The organism is Kribbella sp. NPDC058693 (genome assembly GCF_042715335.1).
In the GTDB taxonomy this organism is placed as follows: domain Bacteria; phylum Actinomycetota; class Actinomycetes; order Propionibacteriales; family Kribbellaceae; genus Kribbella; species Kribbella jiaozuonensis.
Window position 1 is genome coordinate 1,052,423 of record NZ_JBHXSQ010000002.1, and the last position, 17,789, is coordinate 1,070,211.

A 17,789-nucleotide genomic window follows, 5' to 3' on the forward strand; every position below is an offset into this window, starting at 1 on the left:
CACCATCAGGCGCCCGGCTTCGTCGTGTAGGCCTTGGTGAGATCCCAGTCCGGGAACGCGAAGTCCTTCGCGGCGACTCCGGGCGCCTTCTTGATCGCGTCACCGAGTGCCTGGTTCATCTTGCCCTCGAGCTCGGTCAGCGCACCCTGCGGATCCTTGAGCTGACCTGTGTAGATCCCGGCGAGTACGTCGTTGATGTCCGGCTTCACTGCAGACAGCTGGACCGCCGACACCTTCGGGTTGCGGATCGCCGGCTGCGGACCGACCACGGCCGCGCCCGACATACCGACGTACTGCGCGAACGGTGCGAAGGTGACGCTCTTCGGGTCGTTGTTCTTCGCGTACACCGACAACCCCTGGCCCTGCTCGACCCACCGCTTCCCCGCGTCCGCGCTGTACAGCCAGTCGAACCAGGCCCACGCCTCGTCGGCATGCGGCGTCTTCGACGAGACCGCCACGAACCGTCCGCCAGGAGGCCCGTAGAACAAGGCCTTCGGAGCCTCGCTCGGACTCGGCAACGTGACGAGGCTGTAGTCGGTGAACTTGTGCTGCGTCCACTCCGGCTGGTTCCACACTCCCCCGACCGTCATCCCGAACCGGCCGCGCTCGAAGAACGCCCGCGCCTGCTCGTCGGAGATGCTCATCGAGTTCGGGTAGAACCAGTTCTTGTTCTTCCACTCCATCAGCAGGTTGATCACGTCGAGGAAGTTGCGATCGCTGCCGAACGTCCAGTGCCCGACCCGGTAGTCCATCCCGTCGATGCCGCCGACCGCGGCACCACCCGGCGAGCCGGCGCCGCGGACGAACAGATCCAGCCACCAGGCCAGGGTCGTGTTCGTCGAGTTGCCGAAGCCGAACGGCGCGACCTTTCCACCGCTCTTCGACGCGATGGCGTCGGCTGCGTGCGTCACGTCGTCCCAGGTCTTCGGCAGCTTCACACTGCCGTCGTCGTTGGTCAGACCGGCGTCCTTGAAGACACCGTGGTGGATGTAGAGCTGCAGCGACGGCGCCGGGGCAGCGAACGGCGCGGTGTAGACCTTGCCGCCGAAGACGTCCACTCCCTCGACGAAACTGTCGGATGGGAAGCGGGACTGCCACGACGTCGTTGCCCACTTGTCGACCGGCATCAGCCAGTCCTGTGACACCTGCTGGCTGAGCTGCGGACTCTTCGGCACCATCAGGATGTCCGGCGGGTTGTTGCTCCGGTACGCCAGCGACACGAGGTCGGCGTACTTGTCACTGACCTGCGTGGTCTTCTTGACCGCGATCTGCGGATGGGCCTGCTGGAACAGCTTGATCTCGTTGTCGACCCAGCCGGCCTGGCTGGCGTACCAGTCCCAGTAGGTGATGGTGGTCTTGGCCTTCGATCCCGAGGCGTCGTTGCCCGAGGAGCAGCCGGCGAGTGCGCCCGCGCCGGCCAGCGCGGCCGCACCACGCAGCAGCGACCGCCGTGAGATGGGTGATGACATAGGAATTCCTCCAGTAAGAGTGACCTAGCAGGCCGGCGAGGCCCACGACGCGGTCTGGGACAGGGAGCCGAGCCGCCAGGTGAGCGGACTACCGTCCCAGGTCACCGCGACGCGACGCGGGCGCTGGAAGGGCAGGAACGAGACGGTCTGGCCGCGATCGGACGGTCCCGGGCTGAACGCGTTGTCGCTGCCGACCGGGACCGGGATGTAGTAGTTGTTGGCATTCGAGTAGCCGAAGTAGGCCGTGTACGAGTCAGCGTTGTGTACGACGCACGCCGCGGTCGGCTGCACCGGGTTGAACGCGGTCTCCGCCGGGCCGGTCCCCCGCGCAGCCGTCTTCGCCATCGGAGCGAACGAGGCGTCGTCCACCAGCAGGTCGCCGGCGCCCGTCGTGGTGCTGATCCACCACTCGGCCTTCGTCAGCGTCCCGGTCCAGGAGACCGGAGTGTTCAGCGCTGAGATCTGCGTCCACCCGGTCGAGGTGACCGGCGCCGAGCCGAGCCTGACTGTCGTCGAGCCGGTTGACGTGGTCAGCTTCAGACTGACCATCGCCGTGTCCGATCCGGACGCCAGCCGCACCCAGGCCGACGAGTCGTAGAGCCCGCCGTTCACCACCGACACACCCTGCGCTGGGCCGGCCCACGCAGCCTCTCGCCCAACCGCCGACAGGTCGCCGGCTCCGTTGTGCGGAGTGGCTGACGCGTTCTTCAGCGTGCAGGTGCCGAGGCAGTACCACCCAGTGGTGTTCGACTGGTTCTCGACCGAGCCGTTCGCCAGCACAGACGGCGTGGGCAGAGACGGCGCGACTGTCGGCGCGCCCTGTGCTGGTGGCGGCGTGCCGTTGGTCGGCGTAATGGCGAGGTCGTCAAGAGTGCATTCGGGCGAGCTCGCGCTGGGGTTCGACCACGCGAAGACTTGGACCCACTTCGTCCCGGTCTGTGGGGTGAAGGCAGCCAGCTTCTGCGTGTACGCGCGTTCGTCGGCGTACGAGAGCTCGTATTGGAAGGTCGGGGTACCGGCGGTGGCACCACCGCGCACTCCGACGTAGCACTGGGTGCCGCCGCCGTTGAGACGTCCCCAGCCGGACAGGAGGTAGCTCGTGCCTGGGGTGAGGCCGGTGATGTTCTGCGTGACGCCGGAGCCGGGGCTCAGTGAGAGCGCTGTGTGGCCGCTGTGGGCGTTCGCAGCGGTTGCCGGGCCGGTGCCGAGTGTTGTCCAGCCGCGGATGCCGCTCTCGAAGCCGCCGTCGCCGATCGGGTTCGGCTGGTCGGTGCGGACCGTCGTGGCGATGCCGTCGGTGATGACCTTGACCGAGGCGCCGGCCGTGGTCGGCATCGCGACCTTCACCTGCTTCGAGATGCCGTTCACGGTGACCGTCACCAGGTAGTCGCCGAGGAAACCGCGTGTACCGAACGTCCCGGCGGCGCTCGACTGACCCGAGACGCTGGTGTGCCACTGATGCTGGATCAGGTCCTGCCAGACCAAGGCGTTCGGCTTGGGTGACCAGTCGTCGTTGTAGAGCGCGACGCGCGGGTTGTAGATGTTCGTCGACCAGATGCCGAAGTTGCTGATCTGGTTGACGTTCGGGTTCGAGAACATCGCGGTCATGAAGTCGCGGGTGTAGTCGGCCTGCAGTTGCTGGTCGTCGGTGTCGACGTCGAACTCGGTGACTGCGACCTTCACGCCGAGCCCGGCGAACTGGTCGACGATCGTGATCAGGTCGTCCGGCGAGGTGAGCTGCATCCCGTTGAAGTGGCTCTCGAACCCGACCGTGTCGATCGGCGCACCCGACGACTTCAACGACTGCACGAGGTCGTACACGTGATCGCGGTGCCGCGTCTCCCAGCCGTTGTTCTCCACCAGGCCGTAGTCGTTCAGGGCGAGCTTGGCGTCCGGATCGGCGGCGTGCGCGAGCCGGAACCAGTTCGCGATCTCGTCCTGACCGAGGATGTCCTGGACGTTGTGTTCGGAGTACGGCTCGTTGACCACGTCCCACTCGTCGATGAGACCGGCCAGCGTCGACGCCTCGTCGGTGATGTGGGTGTTGATCCGGGCGCGCAACGCGGCCGGGTCGTTCTGCAGGTTCACGACGTCGGGCTGCATCAGACCCCACGAGGGCCAGATCAGGTTGTGGCCGCGGATCCGCAGCCCGTGCTCCCGCATCCATTGCAGAGCGGGCAGCGTGATCGTCTCCCGCTCGGTCGGGTTCTCCCAGTGGTTCCACTTCAGGTTGTTGCCTAGGGCCCCTTGGTTGAACAGCGTCGAGTACTTCGACTGGTACTGCGCCAGGTCGGTCCCGCTGATCCCGCCGGACGGATCCCCGACCAGCCGCGCGCCGTCCGACGCAGCGCCGAACTTGAACGCACTCGTCTGCTGTACGGCGGAAACCGTCGCGCCGCTGACGGGATTGCCGGCGGTGTCGACGACCGACACGGCCAGATTCCCCTTGCGGTACTGGTCGATGCGGGCGTTGGCCGCCGTACGCCAGGCTGCGTTCGGGTCGCGGCCGTCGTACGTCGCCTGCGGGTAGCCGGCCGGGTTGCCCGGACCGAGGTCCTGCACGGAGGCGCCGGCGATCTGGAACTTCTGTGCGCCGTACCCGAGCCAGAGATTCAGGTGCGCAGCGGTCGTGGTCCCAGCGGTGTACGTCGTCGCGGCGCGGAACGGGAACTCGAACTTCTTCCACTCGGTGCCGTACTGCAGAGCGGCGTTCAGCGACTTCTTGAACGGCGAGCCGTCCGTCTCGAAGACCAGGTGAGCGTTGCCGCTGGTCGGTGTGATGGCGCGAGCCCAAATGGTCGCCACCAGCGCGTCGCCTTCGGTGACGGTCGCGGCCGCGGGTACGCCGAGGGTGATCTCGTACTCGCCGTCGAGACCGGGGCTCTGCGGTCCGTTCGGGACGGTGATCTCGAGCGCCTTGCTGAAGTTGGGGTTGCCGGTGATCGCGACCTGCTGGGTCGCGTCGGTCGGGAGGCTCTTGAACTCGGTGAAGTTGGCGACGGCATCGGCCGGCAGGACTTCGTACGGCGTCGCGTCGGCATGGGCTGGGGATTGGATCGCTACCGCGGCGATGAGCGCGAGACTCGCACCGGTGGCCAGTTTTCTGAACACTCCGGATTCCTTCCAGAGGGCGCACGCCAGCGTCGCCCGGCGGCGTCGAGCGTGCGGCGCCTGGGCTGCTGCCGTAGGTGGTGTCAGTGGTCGGGCGGGACCTCGATCCGGGGATCAGGCCTTTGTGGTGTGCGGGGTGGTCTGCGAGCGTCCGCGCGGGGATCGGGTCACGGGCACCGGCCCGCAACTCGCCCGGACGATCAAACTGGTGGGCATCACGAGACGAGGCAGGTCGGCGGCCGGCGGTTCGAGCTCCGCCGCCTCCTCCCCCGGCTCCACGTCGTCGGAGTCGCCGGGGCCGATCGCGGACAGCAGCATCTCCGCCGCGCGCTTGCCCATGTCGATGAACGGTTGCTGGATGGTGGTCAACGGCGGCCGGATCTGCGCCGCCGATTCGATGTCGTCGAAGCCGATCACCGACACGTCCTCCGGCACCCGCAGCCCGGCTTCGGCGGCCGCGGTCATCACGGCGTACGCCGTCACGTCGGAGTGCGCGAACACTGCGGTCGGACGCTCGTCGGCCGGCCGCGCGAACAGCTCGTGCGACCGGGCGCGGATCTGCTCGGGCAGGAAGTCGCCGGGCTTGGTCAGCTCCGGATCCGGCTGGATGCCGGCCGTCCGGAGCGCGTCCAGGTAGCCGCGGTAGCGGTCCTGGCAGCAGCGGTACGTCATCCGCCCTTGTACACAGGCGATCCGCTCGTGCCCGAGCTGCAGCAGATGATCCATCGCCGTCAACGCGCCGTCGTAGTTGTCGGCGGTGACCGACGGCAGTGCGACGTCGGCGTCGATGGTGTTCACGAGGACGACCGGCAGGCCTTCCTCGTGCAGCTGCACCAGCGGGTCGAGCGGCTGTTCATGACTGACCACGAGCAGGCCGGACGCCATGCTCGAGGTCAGGATCCGGTCGATCAGCGAACCGTAGTCGCGGTCGTTGGTCGCCGTGTAGAGGATGATGTCGAACCCGCTCCGCTCGGTCACCGCGGCCACCCCGATGTTGATCGAGGCAACCATGTGCCAGGACAGGCCGGGCACGACCATGCCGATCAGCCGGGTGCTCCCCTTGGCCAGCGCGGTCGCGGCGAAACTCGGCACGTACCGGTGCCGGCGCATCACCGCGAGGACGTGCCGCCTGGTCGCCGGGTCCACCTTCGGGCTGTTGTTGAGCACCAGCGAGACGGTGGACTTCGACAGCCCGGACAGCGCGGCGATGTCGCGGATCGTCAGCTTCGCCATCCGGCCATCCTTCGGGTTTCGGTCCGTTGGACTGGTCCAACGGGTGGTTGCACCGGAACGTAACAGTGCGCCGGTACGTCGTCAACACCCAGCCTGCAATCGGTTTCAGTACGAAGCATTGCGCCCGGCGTCGTCTTCGTGCCACGATCGTCGGACCTGTTGGACCGGTCCTACGCAGGCCGGGATCACCTGCCGGGACCGGTCCGACACGCCTCGGTCCGGTCGGACCAATTCCAGGAAGGCCGCCCATGCCGCCGTACGCCCTCGACGACTTCGCCTTCGACCTGCGCCGCGCCGTACCCCCAGCAGAGATCTGGGTCGGCAGCGGTACCGGGACCGTCAGCCAACTGGCCGGGACCGTGTGCGGGGTCGGCGGCTGGTTCGCTCCCCCGCTGGCTGCACCCGACAGCCGTCTGACGATCTCGCTGGAGGTCGACGGGCAGCGGGTCGTCGACCTGGCCCGCCCGGGCGCCGGCAATCGCGGACTTCTCCCGGCCGGCGGCACCTGGCGGCCGGACCGGATCGTCCGCCGCGGCACCTACCACCAATACGCCGACAGCCTGACCTCGCTGGCCGTCGAGTCCACTCTCACGCCGTACCACGGCTCCCCTGGCTACGCCCTCACGCTGCAGATCCGGAATCGCTCGAGTAACACCCACCAGATCACCGTCTGCCCGGAACTGGCCGCGACCGAAGCCCACCAGGTCCCGCTCTCCGAGTGGGGCTGGGTCCCACCTGCCGCCGGTCGAGGCGAGCAGGTCACTCTGACGCACAGCGGTCTCACGGCAACTCTTGAAGCTGAGGGCGAGGTGGCTTTCACCATCGGCGTTCACGTCGGCACGGCATCGACAGCAGACGACGCCTGTCGCGCGTGGGAGTCCCGCATCGCCCAGGCGCTCGGCCGGCTCCCGACGCTCACGTCCGACATTCCAGGGCTCGAGCAGTACTACCGCCGTTCGCTCGCCAGCGGGCTCGTCTGCTGGTGGGATCACCCTGACTTCGTCACGCAGCCGTTCATCGCGACATCCGGCCTCGACGGCGGCGCCCTCTGCTCCTATGCGTGGGACACCGGCGGCTACGCGCCGCACGTCCTGAGCCTCATGCTCGGCGACAGCGTTCTCGACGTCATCCAGTCGTTCCTCGACGCGGATCTCACCGACCGGTACGCCATCGCCCCCGACGGCACCGGCCTCGGCGTTGCCTACGCCTACAGCGGTTCAGCCCTCGTCGCCCTCACCCAAGCGGCCGCAGCCGAACGTCAGCTGGATCCAGCCCTGATCGCCCGGCTGTACGACGTACTCACAGCTCTCGACAAGCGATTCCAGCCAGACGACCGGACCGGCGTACTGCGGGACTACGGCGACCAGAGCAACCTCCTGGAGATGCGGAGCGCCGGCTGGGAGCACGTCGTTGCCAGCCCCAACGCCGAGCGGGCCTGGGCGCTCGATGCCCTCGCCGAACTGTCCGACCTGACAGGCGCCGCCCTACCCGCGACCGAGCTGCGGAAGTCCGCAGAACAGATCCGGGCCGAGATCGTCGATCAGCTCTGGGACGACGCCGGCTGGTTCCGCAGCCGCTACCCCGACGGCCACACCGAGCTGGCCTACTCGATCCAGGCGTTCGACGTACTGCGCACCGGCGCCTGCCCGCCGCCGGTCGCGGCGAAGCTCCTCGGTCACCTCGGATCGTTCCTCGGCGAGTACGGCGTCAGCAGCGTCAGCGCCGAGGACGACCTGCACTACGAGACCGCCGACATCGACTGGTCGGGTGCCGGTGCGTACACCGGTGAGGCACCCCAACTCGCGCTCACGCTGTGGCAGCAAGGCCATCCCGAGCTCGCCTGGGATGTGCTGCGCCGGCTGTTTTGGATGGGCGAGCACTATCCGTACTTCCCGCAGGACCACTACTCCGACAAGCCCGGTGCGCCTGCCTCCGGCCGCCGGATCAACATCATCGCCGGCCTCACCGGAGCCGAGGCCATCCTCACCGGCCTGGCCGGCATCCACCCCAACCCGGACGGCTCGCTCCACATCCGTCCACAACCTGTTGCCGCAGGCAACCTCACGCTCCGTGGTCTCAGCTATTCGCGCCACACGATCGACATCCTGATCAGCCCCGACGGCTTCGAGGTGTTCGTGGACGGCCAGGCGCAGGTGCCCGAGCCGGACGGCACGGTCGTCGTAGTACGCCGCGCAGCCAGCGGTTGCGGTCCGGCCAGCAGCGCCGGATGATTCAGAGGTTCGATCCGCCCGTCGAATGCCGGGAGGGGCCCACGCATGAGGATTCGACTTCTGGTGAGCGCTGCGGCCGCGACCGCACTCGTCGCCGCTGCAGTTGCCGCTCCCGCACAGGCGTCGCAGCAGGCGACCTCCGCAGTACCGACGTTCGTCGACGGTCTCGCCCAGGCGGTCTTCTCGACCAATCCCGCCGACTGGTACAGCGGTGAGGTGTGGGTCCAGGCACCGTTCGACAGCGATCACGACGGCAAGCCGGATCGGATCCACGCCGACTTCACCGCGCCGTCAGAGGTCCTGACCCAGGGGCTGAAGGTGCCGGTCGTCTTCGAGGACAGCCCCTACTACGCGGGTACGGCGGACGAGTACAGCAACTGGGGTGTCGACCACGAGCTGGGAGCGCCGCCGGCGACGCGGCCGAGGGCGCCGTTCTGGGCGGCGTTCGACACCAGCCCGGTGATCAGCACCGTCTACGAGTCGACCTGGGTGCCGCGCGGGTTCGCCGTCGTACACGCGGAGTCGCCGGGCACCGGACACTCGGACGGCTGCCCGACGTCGGGCGGCAGAAACGAGACGTTGGCCGCGAAGGCGGTGATCGACTGGCTGAACGGTCGAGCCCGTGCGTACACGACCAAGGACGGCTCGACCCGAGCCGTGGCCGGCTGGACGACCGGGAACGTTGGCATGATCGGTACGTCGTACAACGGCACTCTGCCGGAGGCTGTCGCGACGACCGGGGTGGCCGGTCTGAAGGCGATCGTGCCGATCTCGGCGATCTCGGACTGGTACGACTACTACCGCGCGAACGGCATGGTCCGGGCGCCGCACTCGTCGTCGAACCCGTCCGGCAACAATAACGCCTTCCAGGGCGAGGACCTGGATGTGTTGGCCGACGTGGTGTACTCGCGGCTCAACGAGACCGGTGCGCGGACGATCTGCCAGCCGGTGATCGACGACATCGAGCAGCACATCGACCGCGCCACCGGGAACCGCAACAGCTTCTGGCAGGAGCGCGACTACATGAAGGACGTGCGCAACGTCCGCGCCGCGACCTTGCTTGCCCATGGCAATAACGACTTCAACGTGATGACGAAGAACGCGGCCCAGTTCTACGCCGCGCTGAAGAAGCAGCACGTGCCGCACATGTTCTACTTCCACCAGGGCGGCCACGGCGGCGCGCCACCCGACGTACTCGTCAACTACTGGTTCACCCGGTACCTGTACGGCGTGCAGAACGGGGTGGAGCGGTTGCCGCGATCGTGGGTCGTTCGCGAGGCCGCCTCGTGTCCGCCGCGTCAGACCACGCTGGCCGGAGAGCAGTCGAACACGGCGACGCTCGGGGTGGCGGATACGCGACCGTTCCGGATCGGGTTCTCGCTGACCGTGCCGCAGACCAACGCCGACGGCACGATCAGCAACACGAACCGGCTGATCACGAAGATCCCCGACTCAACTCACCTGGTCCTCGCTTCCCCCGTCGCCACCGCGGCCGGTCAGAGGGTGGCCGATGGCGCGACCGTCAGCCTGCAATGCAGCAACGCCAACCCGACGCCGTACGCCGAGTGGCCGGACCCGGCTGCTGGTCAGGCAGGACTCCACCTCACGCCCGGAGCCCCGACTCGTGGCGAGCTGACGTTCAAGCCGACCAAGTCCGCCACCGAGACCCTCACCGACGACGCATCAATCCCTGCCATCACGTCGGCGAACGCGCCATCATCGGGAGTCCGGCTGATCTACCAAACGCCGCCGCTCACCAAGCCGATCCGCATCAGCGGTACGCCGTCAGCCTCGCTGCAGCTCGCCTTCAGCGCATCAAAGGCGAACGTGACCGCGGCCCTGGTCAGCTACCCACCGACCGGCAACGGCACAATCCTCACGCGCGGCTGGATCGACCCGGCCAACCGGTTGTCCGACTGGAACGATGCACCAGTCAAGGCCGGCAAGATGTACAACCTGAACGTCGACCTACAGCCCAAGGACACCGTCGTCCCGGCCGGCAACCGCCTGGCCCTGATGGTCCTGTCGAGCGACCGCGACTTCACCATCCGCCCCACCCCCGGCACCCAGCTGACCCTCGACCTCTCCCACAGCTCGATCGACATCCCGGTGGTCGGCGGCCGCAAAGCGCTTGCCGACGCCCTCAACTAGCCAACACCGCGAAGGCCTCGAGCACAGAATCGAAGTGATGATCCGCAGTCGGCGAATCCACCGCATGGTGGTTGCCGATGCGGATCGTCTTCAGGCCGGCGTTGATCCCCCCGGCGATGTCGTACGCCGGATGATCGCCAACCATCCACCCGCCCTCGAGCCCCGCCCCGGCCCCCTCCGCCGCGATCGCGAAGATCCGGGCATCCGGCTTCCGCACGCCGACGGCCTCCGAGATGCAGCAGTAGTCCACCGCCCGGTCGATCCCGGTGTGCGCGAGCTTCCGGCTCTGCTGCACGACGCCACCGTTCGTGACCACGGCCAGGCGCCACCCCGCCGTACGCAACGACCGCAGGCCGTCGAGCACGGTCGGCTCGACCCAGGTGAACGACGGATGCTCGCGGTCGTAGTCGTCGACCGAGATCGCCGGCCCGAACTTGTCCTCGAAGGCGGCGAACAGTTCGGCCCGAGGTGTGAAGCCGCCGTTGTCATGGGCAACGAGCCAGTCGACCGCGGCCGGATCGAGGCCGGCGCGGTCGACCCACCAGCGTGCCCACGCCAGGAACGCTCCGTCCCGATCGATCAACGTGTTGTCGAGGTCGAAACAGACCAGCCGTGGCGTCATGACTCAACCCTCACACAGCGGTCCACCTCCAAGTGACCCGGTCGTACAGGTGGGTGAAGCCAGCTCGGAGCATGTTGTGGAGGGAGGTGTTGTGTTCGCCCGGACCTTCTGCGCCCGTTTCGGCGACGACCCAACGACACCCGGCCTCGCGGGCACCGCGTAGGCGGGCTGCGAGGAGCGCCGACTGGGCACCTCGACCCCGGGCGGCCGGGGTGGTTGCGCCGCCGAACATGTCGGCGCAGGCGCCGTTGACGAAGATGCTGCCGACGGCAACGAGTTCGTCGTTGTCCCAGGCGGCGTACTGCTGCCAGTTCTCGCGCCCCACACAGGACGCAGTCAGGTCGATCATCGCCGGCGTGGTGAACCCGAAGGTGTTCATCATCACTGTCGCGAACTGCTCCGCCTGCTCGGGCTCGACCCGCGCGATCCGCAGATCGGAGTCGACAGCGGCAGGAACGGTGTCGAGCGTGCAGGCGAGCTTCGCGAAGCGGGTGCTCTCGGTGAGGTTCAGCTGCGCAGCAGTCGTCGCCCAATCCGCAGGCAGCAGCGACGGCGCGATCGCGAACGCACCCGCGGACAGCCCTCCCGCGCGGAAGAAGTCGCACACCTCGGTCAGCGTCTCCACGCTCACCGACTCGAATCCGCCGGCCCGGTTGAAGAAGCCGCTCGGGTCCTCGCGGAGTACCAGCGCCTGTAGGTCGCCGACGCGCCGCGAGCTGATCCCCAGCTTCTCCCGCAACGGCTCCGGCGCACCGGCCACGAAGTCGACGTACGCCGCGATCTCGGTCTGCTCGGCGAGACCGATCGGAACCGTCATGCTGTCTCCTTCACGAAGTCCAGCACCGCGGCGGCGAACTCGTCCGTCTGCTCGAGGTGCCCGAAATGCCCGCTGTCGTGCAGTTCGCAGAGCCGTACGTCGGGCATCCCGGCGTCGATCTCGTACGCGAATCGCGGCGCGCAGATGAAGTCGTAGCTGCCGACGATCACCACCGCAGGCACGTCGATCGTGCCGAGCTGGTCGCGGACGTCCCATTCGACCGGCAGCCGGTTCGGGTCGTGCCTCGTCTGCAGCGTCAACTCGCCGACCCGCGCGATCGTGGCCCGGTAGTCGGCGAAGTACGCGGGCAGGATCCCGGACAGGTACTGCCGGTGCGACTCGTCGTCGGTGATCTCGAGCGTCTGCGTCACGGTGGCCGCGTCCCACAACCGCCCCGCCTCGCCGGCCTCCGGACGATCCGGCCAGCGCTTCACGAACGCCGCCATCTCCTGGGTCGCCACCTCGAACAGTTCCGGCCCGTACACGGCCGCGGTGTCGTACAGGATCAGTCCGCGGAGCCGGTCCGCGTGATCGATGCCGAACTGGAGCCCGACGAACCCGCCGTGCGAGTGCCCCAGGAAGTAGCCGGTCTCCGCGCCGAGATCATCGAGCACGGCCGCCGCGAAGTCCGCGTAGCGGGACAGCGAGTAGTCCCCGTCCGGAAGCAGATCGCTCTCGCCGGAACCGACCGGGTGCAGGTAGACCATCGTCAGCGAGCTCTCCAGCTCCGGGATCCGGAGGTAGCCCGGATGTACGCCGGGGCCGCCCGAGTGCACGAGGCACACCGGTCCGGTGCCTGCCGCTTCATAGACCTGCCGGATGCCGTCGACGACGACAGTGTGTTTTCCGTTCATACCCGCAGGATGCGGTGAGGTTCGGGGAAAGTTCGATCGCGACGCGAACTTCTTCTCAGCGTTCACGCGGGTGGTACAGACGCACCTTGCTGACCCGGTCCTGATCGAGGTGCTGCACCCACACGACGCTCGGCGGACAGTGCGACGGGTCCTCCGGCGGGCTGATCAGTGCCGCCTCCCAGATCACGACCTCGCGGCTGGCCACGACGTTCACCACCTCCTGGCGCACGCCGGCCGAGACGTCCCGGTCGAACGCACCCGGCAGGTACGCGCTGTCCGTACGCTTGCCGGTCGGCCACAGCACCTGCGCCTCCGATGACCAGCGGTCGGCGATGGTGGACGCGAGCTGCCCGCGTCGGCCGGACTCCATGAACTCGTCGGCCAGCCCGCGGTGCAGCGCGTTCATGGCGGCGACGTCGTCATACACCCCGTCCGCCGCGGCCAGCAGCGCGTCGGTCAGCTTGGCCCGCGCTTGATGGAGCCGGCTGCGTACGGTCCCGACCGGCCGGTTGCAGAGCGCCGCGATCTCGTCGTACGACGACACGTCGGTGAAGTACCGCAGCAACGTCACCAACCGCAGCCCCGGAGTCAGGTCCTCGAGCGCGGTCCAGACCCAGTCACGCAGCGCATGCCGGTCGAGCACCTCAGCGGGATCAGGCACGACATCCACAGGCGCGACCGTCGCAGGCTCAGCCACCGGGACCGCCGACATCTTCCGCAAGCGGGCGCGACAAACGTTCCGCACCACCATCTTCAGCCACGGACCGACAGCATCCGGATCCCGGACATCGCCGACCCGCCGCAACGCGATCATCGCCGCCTCTTGTACGGCGTCCTCCGCGTCGTGGCTGTGGCCGAGGACCGAAACAGCGACCGCCTGCATCCCCGCGCGATGTCTGGCAAGCAGCAGCCCGAGAGCACCCGCGTCGCCCGCATTCGCGGCGCGCAGCAGCTCCGAGTCCTGAGGCGCTCCGCTCGCCAGTCCAATCACGCCGAAAACCCTACGTGAGACTGCCAAGCCTCAGACGTCGATGCGGTTCTCGTCCAGCTCGTAGGCGCCCTGGACCAGGAACTCCTTGCGGGGCGCGACGTCGTTGCCCATCAGCAGGTCGAAGACCTTGGCCGCCTCCTCCGCGTGGTCGACCGTGATCCGGCGGAGGGTGCGGTGCCGCGGGTCCATAGTGGTCTCCGCCAACTGGTCGGCGTCCATCTCACCGAGACCCTTGTAGCGCTGCGGGGGCTCCTTCCAGCGGACGCCCTTCTTCATCAGCTCGGCCGTCTTCCGCTGGTACTCGGCGTCGCTGTAGGTGTACAGGTACTTCTCCTGGCCCTTCTTCGGGTTCGTCAGCTCGAACCGGTGCAGCGGCGGCACGGCCGTGTAGACCCGCCCCGCCTCGACCAGCGGTCGCATGTACCGGAAGAACAGCGTCGCGAGCAGGCAGCGGATGTGGGCGCCGTCGGAGTCGGCGTCCGCCATGAAGATGATCTTCCCGTACCGCGCCTGCTCCAGGTCGAACGTGCGGCCCGAGCCGGCGCCGACGACCTGGATGATCGACGCGCACTCGACGTTCTTCAGCATGTCGCCGACGGACGCCTTCTGCACGTTCAGGATCTTGCCGCGGATCGGCAGCAGGGCCTGGAACTCCGAGCTGCGCGCGAGCTTCGCCGTACCGAGGGCCGAATCACCCTCGACGATGAACAGCTCGGACCGGTCGACGTCGTTGCTGCGGCAGTCGGCCAGCTTGGCCGGCAGCGCCGACGACTCCAGCGCGGTCTTGCGCCGCTGCAACTCCCGGTGCTGACGAGCCGCCACCCGCGTCCGTGACGCGGCAACGACCTTCTCCAGTACGGCGCGCGCCTGTGCCTTGTGCTCACGCTTCGTCGACGTCAGGAACGCCTCGAGCTCCGACTGCACGACCTTGGCGACGATCCGCGACGCCGCCGGCGTACCGAGAACTTCCTTGGTCTGGCCGTCGAACTGCGGCTCGGCCAGCCGCACCGTCACGACCGCGGTCATACCTTCGAGCACGTCGTCCTTGATGATCTCCTCGCCGCTCTTCAGCAGCCGGGTGCCATCAAGTGCATTCGTGAAACTCTTCGAGAGTGCGCGCTCGAAACCGTTGACGTGGGTACCGCCCTTCGGCGTGGCCACGATGTTCACGAACGACCGCAGCTCGGTCTCGTACCCGTCGCCCCAGCGGACCGCGATGTCCACCTCGAGATCGCGCTCGACGTCGGACGGCGTCATGTGGCCGGCGTCGTCGAGCATCGGGACGGTCTCGGTGAAGTGGCCGGTCCCGGTCAGGCGGACGACGTCGGTCACCTTCTGGTCGGTCGCGAGGAACTCGGTGAACTCGCTGATCCCGCCGTCGTGCTTGAAGTGCTCCTCGGTGACCTCGTCGCCACGCTCGTCGCGGATCACCAGCAGCAGCCCCGGCACCAGGAACGACGTCTGCCGCGCCCGGGTCACCAGCTCGTCGTAGTTGAACGCCGCGTCCTTGGTGAAGATCTGCCGGTCCGCCCAGTACCGGATCCGGGTGCCGGTGACACCCTTCTTCGCCCGGCCGGCCTTCCGCAGCCCCTTCGCCGGGGTGAACGAGGCATTCGCACCCTCGCCCTCGAACTCGCCTGCGACGCCACGCCGGAACGACGTCGTCCAGATCGTGCCGCCGCGGTCCACCTCGACGTCCAGCCGCGCGGACAGCGCGTTCACCACCGAGGCGCCGACACCGTGCAGACCACCGGACGCGTTGTACGAACCGCCGCCGAACTTGCCGCCGGCGTGCAGCTTGGTGAAGACCACCTCGACACCGCTGAGCTTGGTCTTCGGCTCGATGTCGACCGGGATGCCGCGGGCGCGGTCCTTCACCTCGACCGAGCCGTCCTTGTGCAGCACGACGTCGATCTGGTCGCCGAAGCCGGCCAGGGCCTCGTCGACGGCGTTGTCGATGATCTCCCACAGGCAGTGCATCAGACCGCGGCTGTCGGTCGAGCCGATGTACATACCGGGCCGCTTCCGGACGGCCTCGAGACCCTCGAGGACGAGCAGATGGCGGGCGTTGTACGCCGGGTCGATCTCGGTACTACGAGGCGTCGGGGCGGCCACAGGGCTCCTTCACTGGTTCACACACTGACACAGACAGCCTATGCGGCCGCACCCCCAAAACGCGGCAGGCGGGGCCCGTGCGAGCATGCAGCTGGGCACAGGAGATGGGTGATGCGACAGGTATCGATCCGGACTCGATTCGAAGTGGCGTACGACACTCCGATTCTCAGCACACGGTGACGACATCATGGCGCACAGTGAGAGAAGAAGCACCCAGCCTCCGTGGCTCACCACAAAATCCGCCGTTCACGAAACGATTCCCCGTCAACAAGCGTCATACGAGGACAGGTGGTTCGTCTCACATACGGACACGTTGTCCCCACCGGGAAGCGATCCGCGTGTCAGGATGTTGCTATCTGGTGAGTACGGAACTAGATGAGATGAGGCCTCAATGACTACAGCACTCGCCCCGAGTTCGGCCCTGTCGGCCGCGGATCGTTGTGACCGCTGCGGTGCGCAGGCCTACGTCCGAGTCACCCTGACCAGCGGTGGGGAGCTACTTTTCTGCGCCCACCACGGCCGCGAGCACTCGGAGAAGCTGCGCGACATCGCGATCACGATCCACGACGAGACCGGTCGGCTCGAAGCCACCCAGACGGTCGCCGCGGAAGAAGAGCGGTAACCCCCAAGGCTGTTCCAAACGCGCCAACGGCGGCGCCAAAGTCATACAGGCTTCGATGGCGGTTCACCCCGACGGGTGACCGCCATCCTTCCGTTTACACGACAGGTACTCCGGGACCCGGGCCGTGCCGCCGCAGTTCCTGCCAGGCCCGCGCGAGCCGGGTCACCGCATCATCAAGCACTTGTTCGGAGTAGGCGAACGGCACCCGTAGGTAGTCGTCGTGCGAGCCGGACGGATCCATCGCCAGGCCCGCCACCACCTCGACACCGTGCCGCAACGCGACCTGGGCGAAGACTCGCGCGTCCGTATCCGGCAGCCGGATCCACAGCGCGGACCCGCCGACCGGTGTAGACCATTCCCATTCGGGCAGACGTTCGGTCAGCAACTCCCCCATCAACTTCTTCCGCGCCGTCGCCAACCGCGCCCGCGTCGCGGTGAGGTCCGCCAGCCGTGGCAGCAATCTCGCGGTCAATGCCTGATCGATCAACGGACTGCCGAGATCGGCCAACGCCTTGTGCCGGGCCAGCCGCTCCGCCAACGGTCGCGACGCGCGGATCCAGCCGATCCGCAGACCGCCCCACACCGCCTTCGACACCGACCCGATCGTCAGCACCTCCGCATCGTCCGGCGCGTACGCAGCCAGCGGCGGCGGGATCGCCGGCCCGGACGGATCCCACGCCGAGTACGCGTTGTCCTCGACAACGACGACGCCGTACTTCGCGGCGAGCTGGGCGACCTGCCGTCGCCGGTTCGCCGACATCAACCGGCCGGTCGGATTGTGGAACGTCGGCATCACGAACAACATCGCGGGCTGATGCTCCGCGAACGCCGCCTCCAGCAGATCAGGCCGGATCCCGGCATCATCCAGTGGTACGCCGACCACTCGCCCGCCGGCCGCCCCGAACAGGTCGAAGCAGCCCGGCCAACTGGGCTGCTCGATCGCGACCGCGGCGCCGCTGCGCAGGTACATCTGCGTCACCAACGCGATCGCCTGATGCGCTCCGGTCGTCACGACGATCTCGTCCGGCGAGGTCGGCAGTCCACCGTCGGTGAAGTGGTCGGCGATGCGGTCCCGCAGTACCGGGAGACCGCGTGGGTGGTAGCCGACGTCCCCGAGCAGTGCGGGTAGCTCGGTGGACGCGAGGTCGATGAGCTCCGACGAGAGTTCGGGCAGGCCGGGATCGACGGCGTACGTCAGCGAGATGACCTCGCCGGGGCCGACCGTGATCCGGTGGAACAGCGACTCGCCGTACCCGGTGGGCATGTGCTTGTCCGCTCGTGAACGGCCACGCCCGGCCGCGCGTGCCACCGTCGAACCGCTGCCGCGCCGGCTCTCGACCAGGCCGCGGGCGCGGAGTTCGTCGTACGCCGCGACGACCGTCGAGCGGCTGATCGCGAGCGACTCGGCCAACCGGCGTTCTGCCGGGAGGCGTGCGCCGACCGGGAGCTCGCTCGAGCCGATCAGAGCAGCGATCTCGTCGGCGAGCCGGCGGTACAGGCCTCCGGAGCGACCTGTCAGCCGATGGCCGATCAGGTGAGCCAGGGCCAAGGGGTCTCCAGAACGGTCCACTTC

12 protein-coding genes are annotated in these 17,789 nt (G+C 67.9%); 3 read left to right on the forward strand and 9 right to left on the reverse strand.

Annotated elements, in window-relative coordinates:
• Positions 1-5: 5 nt before the first annotated feature.
• The 3 genes from ACFWUU_RS14665 to ACFWUU_RS14675 form a co-directional block, all read right to left on the reverse strand.
• Positions 6-1,469, reverse strand: coding sequence for an ABC transporter substrate-binding protein (locus ACFWUU_RS14665; RefSeq protein WP_380175854.1), 1,464 nt, complete (start codon positions 1,467-1,469; stop codon positions 6-8).
• Positions 1,470-1,493: 24 nt separating this feature from the next.
• Positions 1,494-4,580: an endo-1,4-beta-xylanase gene (locus ACFWUU_RS14670; protein ID WP_380175856.1), complete on the reverse strand. Its 3,087-nt coding sequence runs from the start codon at positions 4,578-4,580 to the stop codon at positions 1,494-1,496.
• A gap of 114 nt (positions 4,581-4,694) precedes the next feature.
• Positions 4,695-5,813 carry a LacI family DNA-binding transcriptional regulator gene (locus tag ACFWUU_RS14675; RefSeq protein WP_380175858.1) on the reverse strand — a complete coding sequence of 373 codons (1,119 nt, stop codon included), beginning with the start codon at positions 5,811-5,813 and terminating at the stop codon, positions 4,695-4,697.
• Between the two features lie 248 nt (positions 5,814-6,061).
• On the opposite strand from ACFWUU_RS14675, the gene ACFWUU_RS14680 reads away from it, so the two are divergent.
• Positions 6,062-8,044, forward strand: a complete 1,983-nt coding sequence (locus tag ACFWUU_RS14680) for a hypothetical protein (RefSeq protein ID WP_380175860.1) — start codon at positions 6,062-6,064, stop codon at positions 8,042-8,044.
• Between the two features lie 45 nt (positions 8,045-8,089).
• Positions 8,090-10,195, forward strand: a complete 2,106-nt coding sequence (locus tag ACFWUU_RS14685; protein WP_380175862.1) for a Xaa-Pro dipeptidyl-peptidase — start codon at positions 8,090-8,092, stop codon at positions 10,193-10,195.
• Here ACFWUU_RS14685 and ACFWUU_RS14690 read toward each other — a convergent pair.
• The 5 genes from ACFWUU_RS14690 to ACFWUU_RS14710 are packed head-to-tail and all read right to left on the reverse strand — an operon-like array spanning position 10,188 to position 15,594.
• A complete protein-coding gene (locus ACFWUU_RS14690) occupies positions 10,188-10,817 on the reverse strand; it encodes an HAD family hydrolase (RefSeq protein ID WP_380175864.1) in 630 nt (209 codons plus the stop codon). The two genes, ACFWUU_RS14685 and ACFWUU_RS14690, sit on opposite strands and share 8 nt — an antisense overlap.
• A 10-nt stretch (positions 10,818-10,827) precedes the next feature.
• On the reverse strand, positions 10,828-11,634 hold the full coding sequence (locus tag ACFWUU_RS14695; RefSeq protein ID WP_380175866.1) for a GNAT family N-acetyltransferase: 807 nt from the start codon (positions 11,632-11,634) through the stop codon (positions 10,828-10,830).
• Complete coding sequence (locus ACFWUU_RS14700; protein ID WP_380175867.1) at positions 11,631-12,488, reverse strand: alpha/beta fold hydrolase; 858 nt, start codon at positions 12,486-12,488, stop codon at positions 11,631-11,633. Before ACFWUU_RS14700 ends, ACFWUU_RS14695 begins: the two co-directional genes overlap by 4 nt.
• 55 nt (positions 12,489-12,543) lie before the next feature.
• Entirely contained in the window at positions 12,544-13,479 is a 936-nt protein-coding gene (locus ACFWUU_RS14705) for an RNA polymerase sigma factor (RefSeq protein ID WP_380175869.1), read from the reverse strand.
• A 30-nt stretch (positions 13,480-13,509) separates the two neighbouring features.
• Complete coding sequence (locus ACFWUU_RS14710) at positions 13,510-15,594, reverse strand: type IIA DNA topoisomerase subunit B (protein ID WP_137255276.1); 2,085 nt, start codon at positions 15,592-15,594, stop codon at positions 13,510-13,512.
• Positions 15,595-15,985: 391 nt separating this feature from the next.
• Between ACFWUU_RS14710 and ACFWUU_RS14715 the strand changes: the two genes are divergently transcribed.
• A complete protein-coding gene (locus ACFWUU_RS14715) occupies positions 15,986-16,216 on the forward strand; it encodes a hypothetical protein (protein ID WP_134100067.1) in 231 nt (76 codons plus the stop codon).
• Positions 16,217-16,310: 94 nt separating this feature from the next.
• Here ACFWUU_RS14715 and ACFWUU_RS14720 read toward each other — a convergent pair whose 3' ends face one another.
• The gene (locus ACFWUU_RS14720) at positions 16,311-17,765 is read right to left on the reverse strand and encodes a PLP-dependent aminotransferase family protein (protein WP_380175871.1); all 1,455 of its coding nucleotides are present in this window, start codon (positions 17,763-17,765) and stop codon (positions 16,311-16,313) included.
• Between the last annotated feature and the right edge of the window lie 24 nt (positions 17,766-17,789).